The 17,614-nt window shown below is 66.4% G+C and carries 18 protein-coding genes; 11 read left to right on the top strand and 7 right to left on the bottom strand.

Translation table 11 applies throughout. From position 1 onward, the window contains the following. The first annotated feature begins 127 nt into the window (after positions 1 to 127). The 4 genes from infC (at position 128) to GSH16_RS08850 (ending at position 3,263) form a co-directional block, all read left to right on the top strand. Positions 128 to 673, top strand: coding sequence for a translation initiation factor IF-3 (infC, locus tag GSH16_RS08865; RefSeq protein ID WP_160855168.1), 546 nt, complete (start codon positions 128 to 130; stop codon positions 671 to 673). After that, positions 670 to 1,368 carry a DUF938 domain-containing protein gene (locus GSH16_RS08860; RefSeq protein WP_160854138.1) on the top strand — a complete coding sequence of 233 codons (699 nt, stop codon included), beginning with the start codon at positions 670 to 672 and terminating at the stop codon, positions 1,366 to 1,368. Before infC ends, GSH16_RS08860 begins: the two co-directional genes overlap by 4 nt. 79 nt (positions 1,369 to 1,447) lie before the next feature. Continuing rightward, entirely contained in the window at positions 1,448 to 2,368 is a 921-nt protein-coding gene (locus GSH16_RS08855; protein WP_160854136.1) for a lysophospholipid acyltransferase family protein, read from the top strand. 1 nt (position 2,369) lies between these two features. Then, the gene (locus GSH16_RS08850; RefSeq protein WP_160854134.1) at positions 2,370 to 3,263 is read left to right on the top strand and encodes a lysophospholipid acyltransferase family protein; all 894 of its coding nucleotides are present in this window, start codon (positions 2,370 to 2,372) and stop codon (positions 3,261 to 3,263) included. On the opposite strand, the gene GSH16_RS08845 is transcribed toward GSH16_RS08850, so the two are convergent. The 3 genes from GSH16_RS08845 to acnA all read right to left on the bottom strand — a co-directional run bounded on the left by GSH16_RS08845 (position 3,256) and on the right by acnA (position 7,372). Beyond that, positions 3,256 to 3,957, bottom strand: coding sequence for a DUF1223 domain-containing protein (locus GSH16_RS08845; protein WP_160854132.1), 702 nt, complete (start codon positions 3,955 to 3,957; stop codon positions 3,256 to 3,258). The two genes, GSH16_RS08850 and GSH16_RS08845, sit on opposite strands and share 8 nt — an antisense overlap. 103 nt (positions 3,958 to 4,060) lie before the next feature. Further along, positions 4,061 to 4,498, bottom strand: a complete 438-nt coding sequence (locus GSH16_RS08840; protein WP_160854130.1) for a methyltransferase family protein — start codon at positions 4,496 to 4,498, stop codon at positions 4,061 to 4,063. Between the two features lie 96 nt (positions 4,499 to 4,594). Beyond that, positions 4,595 to 7,372 (bottom strand): aconitate hydratase AcnA, encoded by a 2,778-nt coding sequence (gene acnA, locus GSH16_RS08835; protein WP_160854128.1) that lies wholly within the window; start codon positions 7,370 to 7,372, stop codon positions 4,595 to 4,597. A gap of 222 nt (positions 7,373 to 7,594) precedes the next feature. On the opposite strand from acnA, the gene ccmA reads away from it, so the two are divergent. Genes ccmA through GSH16_RS08810 form a run of 5 tightly spaced genes read left to right on the top strand, consistent with a single transcriptional unit; the run spans position 7,595 to position 10,496 of the window. After that, positions 7,595 to 8,284: a heme ABC exporter ATP-binding protein CcmA gene (gene ccmA, locus GSH16_RS08830; RefSeq protein WP_160854126.1), complete on the top strand. Its 690-nt coding sequence runs from the start codon at positions 7,595 to 7,597 to the stop codon at positions 8,282 to 8,284. Next, entirely contained in the window at positions 8,281 to 8,946 is a 666-nt protein-coding gene (gene ccmB, locus GSH16_RS08825) for a heme exporter protein CcmB (RefSeq protein ID WP_160854124.1), read from the top strand. Before ccmA ends, ccmB begins: the two co-directional genes overlap by 4 nt. Positions 8,947 to 9,002: 56 nt before the next feature. Beyond that, entirely contained in the window at positions 9,003 to 9,728 is a 726-nt protein-coding gene (locus GSH16_RS08820) for a heme ABC transporter permease (RefSeq protein WP_160854122.1), read from the top strand. Continuing rightward, positions 9,728 to 9,883, top strand: coding sequence for a heme exporter protein CcmD (gene ccmD, locus GSH16_RS08815; protein ID WP_205524048.1), 156 nt, complete (start codon positions 9,728 to 9,730; stop codon positions 9,881 to 9,883). The genes GSH16_RS08820 and ccmD overlap by 1 nt, the downstream gene beginning before the upstream one ends. Beyond that, positions 9,876 to 10,496 carry a DsbE family thiol:disulfide interchange protein gene (locus GSH16_RS08810; protein ID WP_160854120.1) on the top strand — a complete coding sequence of 207 codons (621 nt, stop codon included), beginning with the start codon at positions 9,876 to 9,878 and terminating at the stop codon, positions 10,494 to 10,496. Before ccmD ends, GSH16_RS08810 begins: the two co-directional genes overlap by 8 nt. On the opposite strand, the gene GSH16_RS08805 is transcribed toward GSH16_RS08810, so the two are convergent. From GSH16_RS08805 to ftsY, 3 genes are all read right to left on the bottom strand, one after another. Further along, positions 10,432 to 11,043 carry a septation protein A gene (locus GSH16_RS08805; RefSeq protein ID WP_160854118.1) on the bottom strand — a complete coding sequence of 204 codons (612 nt, stop codon included), beginning with the start codon at positions 11,041 to 11,043 and terminating at the stop codon, positions 10,432 to 10,434. The genes GSH16_RS08810 and GSH16_RS08805 overlap by 65 nt on opposite strands. A 13-nt stretch (positions 11,044 to 11,056) precedes the next feature. Then, positions 11,057 to 11,959, bottom strand: coding sequence for a DMT family transporter (locus GSH16_RS08800; protein ID WP_160855164.1), 903 nt, complete (start codon positions 11,957 to 11,959; stop codon positions 11,057 to 11,059). 170 nt (positions 11,960 to 12,129) lie between these two features. Continuing rightward, positions 12,130 to 13,338 carry a signal recognition particle-docking protein FtsY gene (gene ftsY, locus GSH16_RS08795; RefSeq protein WP_160854116.1) on the bottom strand — a complete coding sequence of 403 codons (1,209 nt, stop codon included), beginning with the start codon at positions 13,336 to 13,338 and terminating at the stop codon, positions 12,130 to 12,132. Between the two features lie 144 nt (positions 13,339 to 13,482). On the opposite strand from ftsY, the gene GSH16_RS08790 reads away from it, so the two are divergent. Both GSH16_RS08790 and GSH16_RS08785 read left to right on the top strand, forming a co-directional pair. Then, positions 13,483 to 15,648: a thioredoxin domain-containing protein gene (locus tag GSH16_RS08790; protein ID WP_160854114.1), complete on the top strand. Its 2,166-nt coding sequence runs from the start codon at positions 13,483 to 13,485 to the stop codon at positions 15,646 to 15,648. Continuing rightward, complete coding sequence (locus GSH16_RS08785; protein WP_160854112.1) at positions 15,645 to 16,055, top strand: hypothetical protein; 411 nt, start codon at positions 15,645 to 15,647, stop codon at positions 16,053 to 16,055. The genes GSH16_RS08790 and GSH16_RS08785 overlap by 4 nt, the downstream gene beginning before the upstream one ends. Before the next feature lie 4 nt (positions 16,056 to 16,059). Here GSH16_RS08785 and xseA read toward each other — a convergent pair whose 3' ends face one another. Then, entirely contained in the window at positions 16,060 to 17,598 is a 1,539-nt protein-coding gene (xseA, locus tag GSH16_RS08780) for an exodeoxyribonuclease VII large subunit (RefSeq protein ID WP_160854110.1), read from the bottom strand. Positions 17,599 to 17,614: the final 16 nt, after the last annotated feature.

Raw genomic sequence — 17,614 nt, 5'->3', positions numbered from 1 at the left:
TGTTGATTGCCGCCTGCGCGCGCATATCTATTGACGAACGCCGCAGAACAATCCACTAGAAAAGAGCCTGCAATCACCCGATTTGCGGGCGAAAACACATTGAGAACGATAGAAGGACTCGAAAGCCATAGCTCGTAGACCGCACAATGCGCCGCCGACCCGGGACACCGGTCCCCGCGTCAATGACAAGATCCGCGCCCAGGAAATCCGCCTGATCGGCGCCGAAGGGGAAAATCACGGGATCGTCACCCCGAGCCGGGCCATGGACCTGGCCGCCGATGCCGGCCTCGATCTGGTCGAGATCTCGCCCAACGCGACCCCGCCTGTCTGCAAGATCATGGACTTCGGCAAGTTCAAATACGAACAGCAGAAGAAAGAGTCCGAAGCGCGGAAAAACCAGAAGACGATCGACGTCAAAGAGGTCAAGTTCCGCCCCAACACCGATACGCATGACTATGATGTCAAGATGCGCAACGTGTACAAGTTCCTCGGCAATGGCGACAAGGTGAAGGTCACCCTGCGTTTCCGTGGCCGCGAAATGGCGCATCTGGACCTCGGCCGGAAGCTTCTGGAACGCGTTGCCGCCGACGTGGAGGAGCATGGCAAGGTGGAGGCCATTCCCAAGATGGAAGGCCGCCAGATGGTCATGATGATCAACCCGCTGAAAAATTGACCGGCAAGGGTCCGTCCGGCCCGGGGCCGCGCCACACGGCGCGCTACCGGCCGGGTCAGGTCCCGACCCATGCGGATGGACGGCTGGAAAGCCCGGCCGCCGCGCGCAACATCGGCCCGATCCGCGACGCGGTTCGGGCTTTTTTGTCCGACCGCTCAGGCCCGGTGCTGGAAGTGGGCAGCGGCACAGGCGAGCATCGCGCGGCACTGGCAGCCGCCATGCCCGGCCTCACCTGGATCGCGAGCGACCCGCATCCCGACCATCGTCGTTCGGCCGACGCCTGGGCGCGGCATACCGGCATCGACCAGCCGCCCGCGCTCACGCTCGATGCCCTTTCCGCGGACTGGGCGGCACCCCTGTCAGCGGCCGGCCACCCGCCGCCCCTGACCGCCATCTTCTGCAGCAACGTCCTCCATATCGCGCCGCCCGCGGTGGCCAAGGCAATCTTCTCGCAGGCCGGTGCACTCCTGTCGCCGGGGGGGATGCTCCTTGTCTACGGGCCGTTCACCGAAGCCGGCAGGTTTGACGGGGACGGCAATCGCGCCTTCGACGCCGGGCTGCGCGCCGACAATCCCGACTGGGGCCTGCGCGACATTGACTGGCTGGATGAGCTGGCACGGGATGCGGGCCTCTCGCCTGCCGAACGCCATGTCATGCCGGCCCGGAACCGGCTCCTGCGCTTCACCCGCCCCTGACCGGCGCCGGTTGCGGGTGGCCGCTTTTCGTGGCATCGACAGCGGGCGGGTGCGCTCCCGCGGCTGGCGTGACAGGACCATGGCTTCAACCAGACGACACAGTTTCGGTGACTATCTGATCACGCTCGGGATCCGGTTCCTGATCTTCCTGTCCGGCCTCCTGCCCTTCCGGCTGCGCAGCCGGTTCGGCGGCGCGATATCGAAGGCGATCATCCTGACCGTGCCCGCCTTCCGGCGCCGGATCTCGCGCAATCTCGATATGGTCTGGCCCGACCGGGACGCGGGCGAGAAACGCGCCATCCTGCGGGAGGTTGCGGGCAATACCGGCCGCACCTATGCCGAGATTTTCCACGGCCAGGACCTGCTCGACCGGACCGACGGGTTCGAAATCGAGGGGCCGGGGCTGGCCGCGGTGCTCGACGCGCAGGCCGAGGGGCGCGGCGCCGTGCTCGTGGGCGGGCATTTCGGCCAGTGGGAGGCGGTGCGGTCCGTGCTCCTGAAACGCGGGATCAACTGCGCGGGCTTCTACCGGCCCAACAATAACGAATATTACGACCCCTATTTCCTCGATGCGATCGAGACATTCGGCAAGCCGGTCTTTGCCCGCGACCGGGCGGGCACGCGGGACATGGTGCGCCACCTGCGCGGCGGCGGGGTCGCAGCCCTTCTCGTCGACCAGAGCATCAAGACCGCGCCCGTCTTCCGCTTCATGGGCCTGCCCGCGCAGACCGGAACGCTCGCCGCCGATTTGGCGCTGCGCTACGGGCTGCCGCTGGTGCCAGCCTATGGCGTGCGGGATGCGGACGATCCGGTCAAGCTGACCGTGGTCATGGAAGCGCCCATTCCGCACACGGATGTCGATGCCATGACGCAGGCGGTCAACGACTCGCTGGATGCGATGGTGCGCACCCATCCCGGCCAATGGTACTGGCTGCACCAGCGCTGGAAGCTGCACAAGCGCGTGCAAGCCGAAGCGGCGGCGCACGGCGCACAGGTCTGATATGGCGAGCCGGAACCGCAGCGACCGCAGCCACTACCTGCGAAATCTCGTGCAGCGCGGGATCGTCGGCATGCTGCGCCGCCTGCCGGAGCCGCAGCGGAGCCGTCTCGCCGGATGGGTCAGCCGCCGCTTCATCTTCAACACCCATCGCGACATGGCGCTGATGCTGCGCAATCTCGACCTGATCTGGCCGGGCCAGCCCGCCGCGGAACGGGCGGCCATCATCCATGATGTGGCGACGAATGTCGGGGTGAGCGCGCTGGAGCTTTTCATCGACGGGGCGCTCACCGAAGCGTCAACCAGCGCCTCCGTCGAGGGGCCAGGCCTGCAGGTGATCCGCGATGCGGCGGCAGAGGGGCGCGGTGCGGTGCTCGTCACCGGCCATTTCGGCCAGTTCGAAGTGCCGCGCATCTACCTGAAATCCATCGGGCTGGAGGTGGGCGGGCTCTACCGCGACCATGTGAACCCCTACCTGTCGGCCGATGTGGCGCGCGTGGCCGAGCGCAATGGCGCGCCGATCTTTCCGCGCGGCGCGCGCGGCACGCGCGGGCTGATGAAGCACCTGAAGGGCGGTGGGCGGATCATGCTCGCCATCGACCAGAAAGTGCCGAAAGCGGACAAGCTCGACTTCATGGGCCATCCCGCGCTCACATCGACCGCCGCTGCGGAAATGGCGCTTCGCTACGAGGTGCCCATGGTGCCGGTGTTCGCGCTGCGCCTGCCCGACCAGCAGGGTTTCCGTGTGATTTTCGAAACGCCGATAGCGCCCGCCTCCGCCGAGGCGATGACGCTCGAATTCAACGCGCGTCTCGGCGAGATGGTCCGCGCCCATCCCGGCCAGTGGCTGTGGAACTACGACCGCTGGTCGCTTGGAAAACTGAAGAAAGCTACCTGAGCGTCGCCGCGCCGAGGATCGGTCCGTTGCCGCGCGCCTGTACGATGATCGCGACGGGCAGGTTCTTGCCATATCCGGCCTTGAAGCTCACCGCGCTGCGCCCGTCCCAATCGCGCAGGGTCGACCAGTTGCGCACCACATTGGCATAGGTGAGCGTGCGGCCTGCATTCTCCCCGCGCAGGATGTTGACCTGAGCGCGCGGCTCATATTGCACAAAATGAACTTCCGAGCGCGGCAGGTTGGCCTGCATCGGTGCAATCGTGATCTCCACCGTGTCACCTGCCCGGCGCGCACCGATCTGTGCTTTGGTGCCACCGTCACGGAACTTTGTAATGAGCGTCTCGAGGTCGCGCCCGTGGCTGCCGACGATCCCCGCCTGCCCCTGCACGACGGCCTGCGGTGTATAGATGGTCCGCCCGCCGATCGACGCGATATAGGCGCGCTGGCGCTGCGTATTGTCGGAACTGCCGAACACGTCCTTCCAGCCCAGATAGTCCCAATAGTCGACATGCAGCGACAGCGGCAGCACGTCCGACCGGGTCGACAGGTCACGCACCAGAGAATCTGCCGGCGGGCAGGAGGAGCAGCCCTGGCTCGTGAACATCTCGACCACCACCGGAACCTGCCGGGACTGGGCGACAATCTGTGTGGGGAGCAGGAGCGCGACAGCGAGAAGAACAGTGGGAAAACGCATGGGATAGGCCTTTGATCTTGACCCGTCCTGCATAGTCGAAGCCTGTATTACAGACCAGTCAACCCTCGGTGATCCGGCGGCTTTTTCCCGTGATGTGGTGCCGCTACCAGCGCCGGATACGGGCAAAATAGGCATCAGCCGTGTCCGGGAAGGCTGCGCGCAGCGCCGCTTCCTCGGGCCGGATGAAACGCGCGGTGACGAGCCAGACAAAGGACGCGACAACCACAGGCGTGAGCCACACGGCGGCATAAAGCCCCGCGCCCGTCAGGATCAGCACCATACCGGTATAGATCGGGTTCCGGTTGATGCGGAACGGGCCGTCGCTCAGAAGCGCCGCCGGCCGACCGTGCGGATGGATGGTCGTGCGCCCGCGCCGGAAATGCCAGCCCGACCAGAGGATCAGGCCAAGACCCGCCGCACACAGGAAGAGCCCCGGCCCCCGCCCCCAGGTGACATCCGCGGACAGCCCTGCCCGCACCAGCAGCCAGAGCGCCAGCAGATGGAACAGAAGCCAGAGCGGCGGCACATCGAGATGTTTCATCCCGCCAGCCTAGCGGCGCGGCGCTATCCCCTCAAATGCAAAACGCCCGCGGCGGAACCGCGGGCGCTTCAGTCTCTCTAAAGTCTTTCTGACGGATCAGGACGCCCGGGCAAGGTTGCGCAGCACATAATGCAGCACCCCGCCATTCTCGATATATTCGATCTCGACGGCCGTATCGATCCGGCACTTGAGCGTGATCTCCTTGGTCGCGCCATCGGCATAGGTGATGGTGCACGGCACATCGGACAGCGGTTTAAGGTCACCCTCCAACCCACTGATGGAGAAAGTTTCCTCTCCGGTCAGTTTCAGCGTTTTGCGGGTATCGCCGCCGGTGAACTCGAACGGGATGACGCCCATGCCGACCAGGTTCGAACGGTGGATACGCTCGAAGCTTTCCGCGATCACGGCCTTGACGCCCAGAAGCGCCGTGCCCTTGGCCGCCCAGTCACGCGAGGAGCCCGCACCATACTGTTCGCCCGCCACGACGACGAGCGGCGTGCCCGCTTCCTTGTAGGCCATGGCCGCGTCGAAGATCGACGTCTGCGCGCCGTCCGGCCCCTTGGTGTAGCCGCCCTCGACCCCGTCGAGCATCTCGTTGCGGATGCGGATGTTCGCGAAGGTGCCGCGCATCATCACTTCATGGTTGCCGCGGCGCGAGCCGTAGGAGTTGAACTCGCGCACAGGCACCTGACGGTCGACCAGATACTGGCCGGCCGGCGTGGTGTCCTTGAAGGACCCGGCAGGCGAAATATGGTCGGTCGTGACCATGTCGCCCAAGAGCGCCAGAACCTTGGCGTCCTTCACGTCGGAAATCGTACCGGTTTCCATCGTCATGCCCTGGAAATAGGGCGGGTTCTGCACGTAGGTCGAGCTGGCCGGCCAGTCATAGGTCAGGCTGTCGGTCGTCTCCACCGCCTGCCATTTCTCGTCACCCTTGAACACGTCCGCATATTTTTCCTGGAACGCTTCGCGGGTCACGGTCGCCTCGACCAGATCGGCGACCTCTTTGGAAGTCGGCCAGATGTCTTTCAGGTAGACATCATTGCCGTTCTTGTCCTGACCGATCGGCTCCTTGGCCAGATCGACATTCATGTCACCGACCAGCGCATAGGCGACCACGAGCGGCGGCGAAGCCAGATAGTTGGCGCGCACGTCGGGACTGATCCGGCCTTCGAAGTTGCGGTTGCCCGACAGGACCGAGGTGGCGATCAGGTCGTAATCGTTGATCGCCTTGGAGATTTCCTCCTCCAGCGGGCCGGAGTTGCCGATACAGGTGGTGCAGCCATAGCCGACAAGGTTGAAGCCGATCGCGTCGAGATCGTCCTGCAGGCCAGCGGCCTCCAGATAGGCGGAAACGACCTGGCTGCCCGGTGCGAGCGAGGTTTTCACCCAAGGCTTCCGGTTCAGGCCGAGTTCACGCGCCTTGCGCGCCACCAGACCGGCCCCGATCATCACATAGGGGTTCGACGTGTTGGTGCAGGAGGTGATCGACGCGATCACGATCGAACCGTCATGCAGCTGGTAGTGGCCGTCCTCGGTTTTCACGTAGCCGCGCTTGTGGTGGCCTTCGTCGCCGGGGATGTCCTGCGGCTCGGGCGCGCCGCCCTCGCCTTCCCAGCGCACTTCCGCCTTCTTGGACGCATCCACGCCGGCGCGCACGCCTTTGACATAGTCGCCGAAAGCCGTGCCGGCGCTGTCGAGCGCAATATAGTCCTGCGGGCGTTTCGGGCCGGAAATGGCCGGCACGATGGTGCCCATGTCGAGCCGCAGCGTGTCGGTATAGACCGGCGCATAATCCGCGTCGCGCCAGAACCCGTTTTCCTTCGCATAGGCCTCGACAAGGGCGATGCGTGCCTCGTCACGGCCGGTATTGCGCAGGTAGCGCAGGGTTTCGTCGTCGATCGGGAAGAAGCCGCAGGTCGCACCATATTCCGGCGCCATGTTGGCGATCGTCGCGCGATCCGCGAGCGGCAGATTGTCGAGCCCGGCGCCGAAGAACTCGACGAACTTGCCGACAACGCCTTTCTCGCGCAGCATCTCGACCACCTTGAGCACCAGATCGGTGCCGGTGGTGCCTTCGACCATCGCGCCGGTCAGTTCGAAGCCGACCACTTCGGGGATCAGCATGGAGATCGGCTGGCCGAGCATCGCGGCCTCGGCCTCGATGCCGCCGACGCCCCAGCCCAGCACTGCCGCACCGTTGACCATGGTGGTGTGGCTGTCCGTGCCGACAAGCGTGTCGGGATAGGCGACCTCGGTGCCGTTCTGGTCCGTATCGGTCCAGACGGTCTGAGCCAGATATTCGAGGTTCACCTGGTGGCAGATGCCGGTACCCGGCGGGACCACGCGGAAATTGTTGAACGCGTTCTGGCCCCATTTGAGGAACGTGTAGCGCTCGATGTTGCGCTCATATTCACGGTCCACATTCATCTGGAAGGCGCGCGGGTTACCAAACTCGTCGATCATCACCGAATGGTCGATCACCAGATCGACCGGGTTGAGCGGGTTGATCTTCTCCGGATCGCCGCCGAGCGCCACGATCCCGTCGCGCATGGCGGCCAGATCGACCACGGCGGGCACGCCGGTGAAATCCTGCATCAGCACGCGGGCCGGACGATAGGCGATTTCACGCGGGTTCTTGCCGCCCTGTTTCGCCCAGTCGGCAAAGGCCTTGATGTCGTCGACGGTGACGGTCTTGCCATCCTCGAACCGCAGCATGTTTTCAAGAACGACCTTGAGCGCTGCGGGCAGGCGCGAGAAATCGCCGAGCCCGGCCGCTTCGGCCGCGGGGATCGAGTAATAGGCGACCGTGGACCCGCCGACCGTAAGGTCGCGGCGGGTCTTGGCCGTGTCGGTTCCAACAGTGATGGTCATGTTGCCTCCGTCTGGCTGAATGGGATTGGCGACCGTATGCAGCAGAATCGACCGCTGAACAAGGGGAGCGCCAGAATTTGTGTGCGACGGTATACACCTGCTTCGTAGCGCGGTCAAGGACGGTATACAATAGCATACACAACTGTGATTGCGGCAATTCACCCCTGCCGATCAAGGATTTGGCGGCTTTCGTGCGGGCAGCGAATACCGTAAGCATGGGCCATGAGCCTGCTTGTCTCGGACCTTGGCTGCCTGCGTGGCGGCCGCATGATTTTCTCCGGCCTGTCCTTTGAGGTGGCGGCGGGCGAACTCACCGTGCTGCGCGGTCCGAACGGCGCGGGCAAATCGACCTGCCTGCGGATGCTGGCCGGTCTGATCCCCGTCACGGACGGGACCGTCACGCTCAACGGCGCATCGCTTGGCGCGGACCACGATGCGGTGCAGGAGCAGACGAGCTATGCCGGCCATCTCGACGCGATCAAACCGCAGATGAGCGTGGCGGAAAACCTGCGGTTCTGGGCGCGGATCGACGCGGACGGGCCTCAGGCCGACGCCCGGCTCGCCGATGCGCTCGACCTGTGGCACCTGGCACCTTTGGCCGACCGGCCGGCCTTTGCCTGTTCGGCGGGGCAGAAGCGGCGGCTGGGGCTTGCCCGCCTCAGCCTCTCGGACCGGCCGCTCTGGCTCCTCGACGAGCCGACCGTCGCGCTCGACCGCGATGCGGTCGCCCTTTTTGCCCGCATCGTGCAGGCCCATCTCGACGCGGGGCGCATGGCGGTGATCGCAACCCATATCGACCTTGGCATCAAGGCCGCGCGCGATGTGCAGATCAGACCCGCCACCGCTCCGGGTGCCGCACCGGACACGGCCGCGAACGCCGACCGCGACCCGTTCGGCGGGGACTGGACATGACCGGCGCCCGCGCGCTCCTCGGCCGCGAATTGCGGCTTGCGATCCGCTCCGGCGGCGGCGCGGGGCTGGGCCTCGCCTTCTTCCTGATCCTCGTCCTTCTGGTGCCGTTCGGCGTCGGTCCGTCTGGCACTGTGCTGAGCGCCATAGCGCCCGGCATGCTCTGGATTGGCGCGCTGCTGGCCTGCCTCCTGTCGCTCGACCGGCTGTTTCAGGCCGATTTCGAGGACGGCACGCTGGATATCCTGATGATGTCGCGCCTGCCGCTGGAGGCGCTGGTCGCGATCAAGGCGATCGCCCACTGGCTGACGACGGGGCTGCCGCTCCTGATCGCCGCGCCGGTTCTGGGCGCGACACTGCACCTGCCGGATGCCGCACAGCCCTGGCTGGTGGCGAGCCTCGCGCTCGGCACGCCGGCGCTCAGCTTCATCGGGGCCATGGGCGCGGCGCTGACGCTCGGCATCCGGCGCGGCGGGCTGTTGCTGTCGCTTCTCGTGCTGCCGCTCTATGTGCCGACGCTCATCTTCGGCGCGGCGACGGTCAGCGCAGCCGCAACCGGCGGAGACCCGCTCGCAGCCCTGACCTTCCTGACCGCCATCACCCTTGCCAGCATCGCGATCCTGCCCTTCGCGGCGGCTGCGACATTGCGTCTGCAGCTCTCATGACCGGAAGTGAACGCCATGGCATGGACAGCCGGTCGACCCGTGATTAGGACTAGCGCATGAGCATCTGGGAACTGGCCAATCCGCGCCGCTTCATGGCCCTGTCGGGCCGAATCCTGCCCGGCCTGTCCTGGGCCGCGGGCCTGTCGATCGGCATTGCGCTGGTCTGGGGTTTCTTCTTCACGCCCGACGATTACCAGCAGGGATCGACGGTGAAGATCCTCTTCATCCATGTGCCGACCGCCTTCATCGCCATCAACGCATGGCTGATGATGCTGGTCGCATCGCTCATCTGGCTGATCCGGCGGCACCATGTGTCGGCCCTCGCCGCCCGCGCTGCCGCTCCTGTGGGCGCCGTGATGACCGTGGCCGCCCTGATGACCGGCGCGATCTGGGGCCAGCCCATGTGGGGTACATGGTGGGAATGGGACCCGCGTCTGACCAGCTTCCTGATCCTGTTCATCTTCTATCTGGGCTATATCGCGCTCTGGCAGGCGGTGGAGGATCCGGACAAGGCAGCTGACCTGACCTCCGTGCTCTGCCTCGTCGGCTCGGTCTTCGCGCTCCTGTCGCGCTATGCGGTGCTCTTCTGGAACCAGGGGCTGCATCAGGGCGCGTCGCTGTCGATCAAGCAGGAGGACAATGTGGCCGATGTTTTCTTCTACCCGCTGGTCCTGTCGATCACCGGGTTCGTGCTGCTGTTCGTGGCGCTGGTGCTCTTGCGCACCCGCACCGAAATCCGTCTGCGCCGGGTGCGCGCCCTGATGTTGCGGGAGGCCCGCTGATGCTGCCGGAACTCGGAAAATATGCCGCGACCGTCCTGTCGGCCTACGGGGTGACGCTCGCGTTGGTGCTGGGGCTCGTGGCCGCCAGCATCATCCGCGCCCGCGCCGCGCAACGGGCGCTCGACAAGCTGGAGGCCCCGCGCACCGATGTCTGACACCCCTGCCCCGAAGCGCCGGTTCAACTGGCTCCTTCTGCTGCCGCCGCTGATCTTCATAGCCCTGACGGGCGCGTTCATTGTCAGCCTCAACCGGGACAATCCCGATGAATTGCCGAGCGCGCTTGCGGGCCGGCAGGCGCCGGCGCTGAACCTGACAGAGATTGCGCCCGGGCTCGTCCCTCCGACGGATGCGGACATCACCGCGCCGGGTGCGAAGCTCGTCAATTTCTGGGCCAGCTGGTGCGGCCCGTGCCGTGCGGAACATCCGATGCTGGAAGAACTGGCCGACATGGGCCTGCCGATCATCGGGGTGAATTACAAGGACCAGCCGCAGAATGCGGTGGCGTTCCTTGAGGAGCTTGGCAACCCCTACACCAAGACCGGTGCCGATGCAGGGCGCAACGGGATCAACTGGGGCATTTACGGCGTGCCGGAAACCTTCGTCATTGATGGGTCGGGCAAGATCCTGATGCGCCATCCGGGACCGATCACACGGTCTGTCCTCGACGCCCGAATCCTGCCCGCACTGGCCGAGGCCGGCTGGGTCAGTCCGACGACGGACTCTCTTCCGGCGCAAACTTCTGGAACAGGCTCATCTGCGCCAGAATGAAGACGAAATTGGCGAGCGGCAGGCCGAAAGTCTTGAAATTCACCCAGACGTCCGTGCCGCCGACCCGCCAGGCCAGTTCGTTGGCGACCGCAAGGGCAAGGAAGAACCAGACGAAGCGGCGGGTGAAGATCATCCAGCCCTCTTCCTGCATCGGCAGCATCTCTTCCATCAGGTAGCGCAGGTAGGACTGACCGCGCAGAAGCCCGTAGCCGAGGATGCCGGCAAAGGCGAGGTAAAGGACCGTCGGCTTCATCTTGATGAAGGTGCCGTCCCGCAGCCAGAGCGTCAGGCCGCCGAAAACGACCACAAGGATAGCGGTGATGACGGCCATGCGCGGCAGGTGACGGCTCAGGATCCAGCTCGCGGCGAGCGCAGCCAGAATCGTGGGGATGAAAAGCGCGGTTGCGAAAAGGATCTTGGCCAGTTCCGCATCCTCGGCCACCGCGCCTTCGGGCACGGGGGCCCAGCGGTAGGCTACGAAAAAGAGGATGATCGGCCCCAGTTCCAGCACCAGTTTCAGAATCGGGTTCAGTTTCTTCTCGGCCATGCGGTCCTCCTGCTCAGCCCGCTATTTCCACCAAAACCGCGCCGAGCGCAATGACGCCCATCATCAGCGTCCGCCGGACACCGACGGTCTCGCCCAGAAACGCCCAGCCGATCAGCGCCGCGAACACGACCGAGGTTTCGCGCAGGACCGCGGCCTCCCCCACCTTGTCGAGGCGGGTCGCCAGCATCACGGCGCCGAAGCTCACATAGGCGATAAGCGCGCCGATCACCCCGCGCAGCATCAGCGGCGCGAGCGTCGGGCGCGCATCGAGGCGCCGCCATTTCCAGACAGCCAGCATCGGCATGAAGAGACCGTCGATGACGAAGAACCAGACAAGGAAGGTGAACGGATCGGGCGCCGCGCGCATCCCGATCGCATCATAGGTCGTGTAGGCGGCCACCGTGATCCCGCAGGCAAACGCTATGAACATGGCCGACCAGAGCCGCCCGCGATCAACCGACACGCGGCTCAGGTTGAAGGCGGAGAGCGACAGGATGCCGACCGACAGCATGAGCACGCCGAGCCACTGGCCAGCTGCATAGCTCTCCCCGAAAATCACGCCGGCGGCCATCACCGTCACCAGCGGACCGGTGCCGCGCACGATCGGATAGACCACCGTGTAGGGCGCACGTGCATAGGCAGCCGCCATCAGGATCTTGTAGGCCGTGTGGATCAGGAAGGCCCCGCCGAGCAGAAGCCAGAGCGTCGCATCCGGGCGCGGCACAAGGAAAAGCGCCACGGGCAGGGCCAGCGCGAAATAGCAGATGTCGATCGCGCCGCGTGTCAGCCACGGATCGTGCCGCCCCTTCTGCAGCGCCCCGAAAACCGCATGGGCCACGGCCGAGAGGAGCGCGAGCATGCTCGCCACCGTCGCGGCACGGGGCGTGCCCTCGATCGCCAGAACCCAATCGGTCAGCATGAGGCGCGTGTTCCGGTGGCATAGATCGCAGCGTCAGTCATCGCAGATCAAGCCCGCCCCTGCGCGCATGTCGCAAAGGGCCATTTTGTGGCGGCAGATCCGCCGGAATCCACGCAAAAAAACTTTTCTGCCGGTTGCCGGAAGGATGGCGCCCGCCCGGCCGTGCGTCACGCCTCGGCCCCGGTCAGGGCGCGCGAGAATTCCTCGGGATCGAAGGGCTGCAGGTCCTCGATGCTCTCGCCCACGCCGATGGCATGGATGGGCAGGCCGAACTTGTCGGCCAGCGCAACCAGCACGCCACCCTTGGCGGTCCCGTCGAGCTTGGTCATCACAAGGCCGGACACATCGGCGATTTTGCGGAAGATCTCCACCTGGCTGAGCGCGTTCTGACCCGTTGTGGCGTCGAGCACAAGCAACGTGTTGTGCGGCGCGTCCGGGTCCTTCTTGCGGATCACACGGACGATTTTTGCCAGCTCTTCCATCAAATCGGCGCGGTTTTGCAGCCGCCCGGCCGTGTCGATCATCAGAAGATCCGCGCCGTCGGCCTCGGCGCGCGTCATCGCATCAAAGGCCAGACTCGCCGGGTCGGACCCTTCGGGTGCGGTCATCACCGGCACGCCCGCGCGTTCGCCCCAGACCTGAAGCTGCTCCACGGCGGCGGCGCGGAACGTGTCGCCCGCCGCAATCACCACCGATTTGCCCGCTGCCTTGAACTGCGAGGCAAGCTTGCCGATCGTCGTGGTCTTTCCCGAGCCGTTCACGCCCACGACAAGCACCACCTGCGGGCGCTTGGCATAGAGCGGCATCGGCTTGGCGACCGGTGTCAGGATGCCGGCCACCTCGCTGGCCAGCAGCGCCTTGATGTCCGCGGCGCTCATCTTGCGCCCGAACCGCCCCTCGGCAAGGTTTGCCGCCACCTTGAGTGAGGTCTCCACGCCCATGTCGGACTGGATGAGCAATTCCTCAAGGCTTTCCAGCATCGCGTCATCCAGCACCCGCATCGGCACCGCCGGGCGCCCCATCAACCGGCCCATGAGGCCCTGTTTCGGTGCCTGTTCTTCGGCTGGAGCCGGTTCGGCGCGCGCAGGTTGCGGCGCCACAGGCGCGGGCTCTGGATCAGGGCTGGCGTCGGCGTCCGGTTCCGGCTGCGGCTCAGGTTCAGGATCAAAATCAGGATCGGCAGGCACCGGCGCAGGGTCGGCAGACTGCGGTTCGGAAAGCACAGGCTCCGGCGCGGACGGTCCCGTATCCGGTGTCTGCACCTCGGCCGGACCGGTATCCGGCGCGGCACCTTCCTCGATGATCGCGTCCAGCCCCACATCCAGTTTGGACGAGGATTTGAACATCCGTTCTTTCATCTTCTTGAAGAAGGACATGGGCGCCGATGCTCCTTGTTTTGCTCCCCGTTGACCTAATACGGGCGGCGGCGATTGGAAAGCCCCTGCCGGCGGAACGCCTTTTGCGCGGCTTGCACCGCAAGGCTGCCCGCCACAAGATGGACCAAGGACAAGGGGAGCGACATGCAGCAACATATGCCGGGCCGGGAGCGCGACGCCGCGCTCTGGGCCGATCTGGTGGCGCGCGCCGACGCCCTGCCTGCCGAGCCGGCCCCGCGCACGGCACATTGGTCGGACGGCAAACCGGCTTACATCAACCGGCTCGTCGATGCCCCCTCGCCCTATCTGCGCCAGCACGGGTTCAATCCGGTGGACTGGTATCCCTGGGGTGCGGACGCTCTGGCCGAGGCCGCCCGCCGCGACTGCCCGATTTTCCTGTCGACGGGCTACGCGACCTGCCACTGGTGCCATGTGATGGAGGAGGAGAGCTTCGACGATCCGGAGGTGGCGGAGCTGCTCAACCGTCATTTCGTCGCGATCAAGCTCGACCGTGAGGAACGGCCCGATCTCGACCAGCATTTCATCCTCGCCACGAGCCTCCAGCAAGGCCATGCGGGCTGGCCGAATTCCAGCTGGCTCCTGCCGGACGGGCGGCCGTTCCACACCGGCACCTATTTCCCGAAGCCGCATTTCATGCAGGTGCTCGCCGCGATTGCGCAGGGCTGGCGGGGTGACGGGCGGGCCGAGTTCGAACGGCTTGGCGGTGTCCTGACAGACCATATCGCAATGGTGACGCGCCGGACGGCCCCGCCCACAGCGCTTGATCGCGCGCCTGCGCTGGCTGTGGAACAGCTGTCGTCCGGCTTCAACACGGCACATGGCGGCTTCGGGCGTGGACCGCAATTTCCGCAGGAAGGGCATTTGCTGTTTCTCGCCGACCATCTGCGCCGCGGGCCGGACGCGCGGGCGGAGCAAATGTTCCGCAAGAGCCTTGATGCCATGATCGCAGGCGGTCTGCATGACCATGTTGGCGGCGGGTTCCACCGCTATACGGTCGATGAAAACTGGCGCACCCCGCATTTCGAGAAAATGGCCTATAATCAAGGCCTCATGGCGCTATGTTTGACCGAGGCCGCAACGATGGACCCGCCGATTGCGGGCGCGGACCGGGCGTTGTCACGGCTCGCTGACTATCTCATGCGCGATCTGGCGCTCGACAGGGGCGGGTTTGCGGCGGCCGAGGATGCAGATTCGCTCGATCCGGACGGAAAGCTTGAAGAAGGCGCCTTCTACACTTGGTCGGAAGCACAATTGTCTGCCTGCCTTGGTGCAGGCAGTGCGGTGCAGTCACTGCTGGGCCTCGACGCGGCGCCGACATTGCCCGGCGGCGCGGTGATCCACCACCCGCCCGGCGCCCCGCCCGATCCGGCGCTGGTCGATCCCGTCCTCGACAGGCTGGCTGCCTGTCGTGCCGCCCGGCCGCGCCCGTTCCGCGATGACAAGATGATCCTCGGCTGGAACGGGCTCGTAATCCGCGGGTTGGCGACGGCAGGGCTTCTGCGCAACCGGCCCGACTGGGTCGACGCGGCCGCCGCGGCTGCGGATGCCCTATTCTCTGAACTGGCGTCTGGTCCGGAGATTGCCAAACTCTCCTTCGATGGGGTCGTGCGCGGCCCGACCGACCTGACCGATCTGGCATGGGCCGGAAGTGCGGCGCTGGCGCTTTATGACGCGACGCTGGACCCGCGCTGGCGCGCACAGGCGGAAACTTTCGCAGCACAGGCGCTGCGCGACCATGCGGCCGAGGGCGGGCGCTATGCGCTGAGCCGCGGACGCTCGCCACTTGGCGATGTGCTGGAACTGGAAGATGGCGCGACGCCATCGGGCGAAAGCGCGCTTCTGGACCTGCTTGCGTACCTCTCCACCCGCGCGCCTGACCCGTCACGCGACAGTGCCGCGTCCGATCTGGTCCGCGCCCTGTCCGGCACGCTGGCCGAGATGCCTGTGGCGCGGCTGGCGGCGTTGCGCGCCGCGCGCATACTCAACGAGGGCGACGCTGGCCCTCTGCGCTATCTGGCCGAGGGCCATGCCCGACTGCGCCTGTCGCCTGGCAATGAGGACCTTCATATTGAACTGCTGCTGCGCGACGGCTGGCATTTGCAGGACGGGGCACCAGCCGGACCGCAGGGCGTGGCTGCAGCGCGCTCGGATCGGTCCGATGGCCCGGACGGGTGGCGGCGCCGGATCGTCTGGACCGTGCCGAAGGCTGCCCTGCCCCTGCCTTGTCATCTGACGCTCTGCACCGATAGGCTCTGCCTCGCCCCGGAACTGACGGAGATCCGCCTGTGAACCGCCTGCCCGTGCTGCTCGCCACTGCCCTGACGCTCGCGCCGCTGCCGGCCGCGCTTTGCGCGGCACCGCTCACCGCGCCGGATTTCGAGGCGATGGTGGAGGGCCACAAGTTCGATTTCACGTTGAACGGCATGCCGTTCGGGCGCGAGCAATATCTGCCGGGCCGTCAGGTGCTCTGGCAGGGACCGGGCGGCGCCTGCCAGTACGGGCGCTGGTATCCGGCCGGAGATGCTATCTGTTTCGAATATGACGAGATTCCCGACCCGTTCTGCTGGACAGTCGAACGCAGCGCCGACCGGGTGGAAGTGACGCTCCTGCCGTCCGAGGCCGGGATCACCGTGGACATGGTCGGCCCGACGGACAGCCAGATGATGAGCTGCCCCTTGCCGGGGCTCGGGGTCTGACCGTTCAGAACAGCTCGCCCTGACCGCCGCCTGTCGGTTTTGAAAGTGCCGGTTTGGAGTCGGTGGCCGCACCGCCAGAGGGTTTCTTCGGCGGCGGGGTCCCGGAACCGCCGCCCCCGTCCGAGCGGACCGGCAGTCGGCCGTCGCGGAACTCGATCTCCAGCACCGCCTCTTTGGCCGCAGCCGCCTGCGTCGTGACAACCGTGTCGCCGGCGCGCACGACCGCGAACCCGCGGGCGAGCGTGGCCTCGTAGCCGAGCGTACGAAGCATCCGGTCGAGGCCGGCGAGCGCTTCGCGCCCCTGCCGTTGCCGCTCCGCGACCACCCTGTCGAGCGCGGCGGATGCCCGGTCGAGCCGCGCGGCGCGTTCCGGCATCGGCCGGGCAAGCGCTGCGGGCATCCGGCGCACGAGGCGATGGACCTCCTGCCCGCGGCGTTTCAGGTCATTGGCCAGAAGATCCGGGCGCAGCCGCCCCGCGCCGCGTTCGGTCAGTTGCAGGCGCCGGCGTTGCGCAAGGCCCGACAATGCCCGCGGCAACCGACCGGCCAGCGCGTCGAGCGTCTGGCTCTGCGCCGCCAGAAGCGCCTCGCCGCGCGGCAGGGCGCGGGCCAGATCGCGCAGCCGCTGGCCGCGGCCTTCGAGCACACGGGACATGGCCCGCAGGCGCCGGTCCTCCAGCGCGCTCAGGCTCGACAGCAGGTCCAGCCGGACAGGCACTGCCATCTCGGCCGCGGCCGTAGGCGTCGGCGCGCGCTGGTCGGCGGCGAAATCGATGAGCGTCGTGTCGGTTTCATGCCCCACCGCAGAGATGAGCGGGATGCGGCTGTCGGCAGCGGCGCGCACGACCTCTTCCTCGTTGAAGCCCCAGAGGTCCTCGACCGAGCCGCCGCCGCGCGCCACGATGATAACATCCGGCCGCGGCACCGCGCCGCCCTCTGGCAGCGCGTTGAACCCGCGGATTGCAGCGGCCACGGCGGGCGCGCAGGCCTCGCCCTGCACCGGCACCGGCCAGATCAGCACCTTGCGCGGGAACCGGTCGCGCAAACGGTGAAGGATGTCCCGGATCACCGCCCCACTCGGCGATGTCACAACGCCGATCACATCCGGCAGGAACGGCAGCGGTTGTTTGCGTGCGCGATCGAAAAGCCCTTCGGCTTCCAGCGCCTTGCGGCGGCGTTCCAGCATCGCCATCAGGGCACCGGCGCCGGCGGGCGCGATATCCTCGACCACCATCTGGTAGCGGCTCTGGCCGGCGAACGTCGTCAGCTTGCCGGTGGCGACCACCTCCAGCCCCGCTTCGGGCGGCGTGCGCAACCGGCTGGCCGTGCCTTTCCACGCGACGGCGGCGAGCACGGCGCGATCATCCTTCAGGTCGAAATAGAGATGCCCCGAGGCCGGCCGCGACACGCGCCCCACCTCGCCGCGCACGCGCACATGGCCATAGCCCTGCTCGATCGTCCGCTTCACCTGCCCCGACAGTTCCGTGACGGTAAACTCGGGCGTGTTGGACCCCGGCTCGGGATCGTCGAAGAGATCGGACATGGGGTGCGGGCTCGCT

Origin of the sequence: Oceanomicrobium pacificus, assembly GCF_009833495.1 — a bacterium.
Classification (GTDB): domain Bacteria; phylum Pseudomonadota; class Alphaproteobacteria; order Rhodobacterales; family Rhodobacteraceae; genus Oceanomicrobium; species Oceanomicrobium pacificus.
The sequence above is the reverse complement of the archived record's forward strand: the minus strand, read 5'-3'. Positions and strand labels throughout refer to the sequence as shown.

Excerpts from the sequence above, each read along its gene's own strand:
- GSH16_RS08855 (WP_160854136.1), top strand. The coding sequence starts at position 1,448 with ATGGCTTCAACCAGACGACACAGTTTCGGTGACTATCTGATCACGCTC.
- GSH16_RS08850 (WP_160854134.1), top strand. The coding sequence starts at position 2,370 with ATGGCGAGCCGGAACCGCAGCGACCGCAGCCACTACCTGCGAAATCTC.
- GSH16_RS08845 (WP_160854132.1), bottom strand. The coding sequence starts at position 3,957 with ATGCGTTTTCCCACTGTTCTTCTCGCTGTCGCGCTCCTGCTCCCCACA.
- GSH16_RS08840 (WP_160854130.1), bottom strand. The coding sequence starts at position 4,498 with ATGAAACATCTCGATGTGCCGCCGCTCTGGCTTCTGTTCCATCTGCTG.
- acnA (WP_160854128.1), bottom strand. The coding sequence starts at position 7,372 with ATGACCATCACTGTTGGAACCGACACGGCCAAGACCCGCCGCGACCTT.
- ccmA (WP_160854126.1), top strand. The coding sequence starts at position 7,595 with ATGAGCCTGCTTGTCTCGGACCTTGGCTGCCTGCGTGGCGGCCGCATG.
- ccmB (WP_160854124.1), top strand. The coding sequence starts at position 8,281 with ATGACCGGCGCCCGCGCGCTCCTCGGCCGCGAATTGCGGCTTGCGATC.
- GSH16_RS08820 (WP_160854122.1), top strand. The coding sequence starts at position 9,003 with ATGAGCATCTGGGAACTGGCCAATCCGCGCCGCTTCATGGCCCTGTCG.
- ccmD (WP_205524048.1), top strand. The coding sequence starts at position 9,728 with ATGCTGCCGGAACTCGGAAAATATGCCGCGACCGTCCTGTCGGCCTAC.
- GSH16_RS08810 (WP_160854120.1), top strand. The coding sequence starts at position 9,876 with ATGTCTGACACCCCTGCCCCGAAGCGCCGGTTCAACTGGCTCCTTCTG.
- GSH16_RS08805 (WP_160854118.1), bottom strand. The coding sequence starts at position 11,043 with ATGGCCGAGAAGAAACTGAACCCGATTCTGAAACTGGTGCTGGAACTG.
- ftsY (WP_160854116.1), bottom strand. The coding sequence starts at position 13,338 with ATGTCCTTCTTCAAGAAGATGAAAGAACGGATGTTCAAATCCTCGTCC.
- GSH16_RS08790 (WP_160854114.1), top strand. The coding sequence starts at position 13,483 with ATGCAGCAACATATGCCGGGCCGGGAGCGCGACGCCGCGCTCTGGGCC.
- xseA (WP_160854110.1), bottom strand. The coding sequence starts at position 17,598 with ATGTCCGATCTCTTCGACGATCCCGAGCCGGGGTCCAACACGCCCGAG.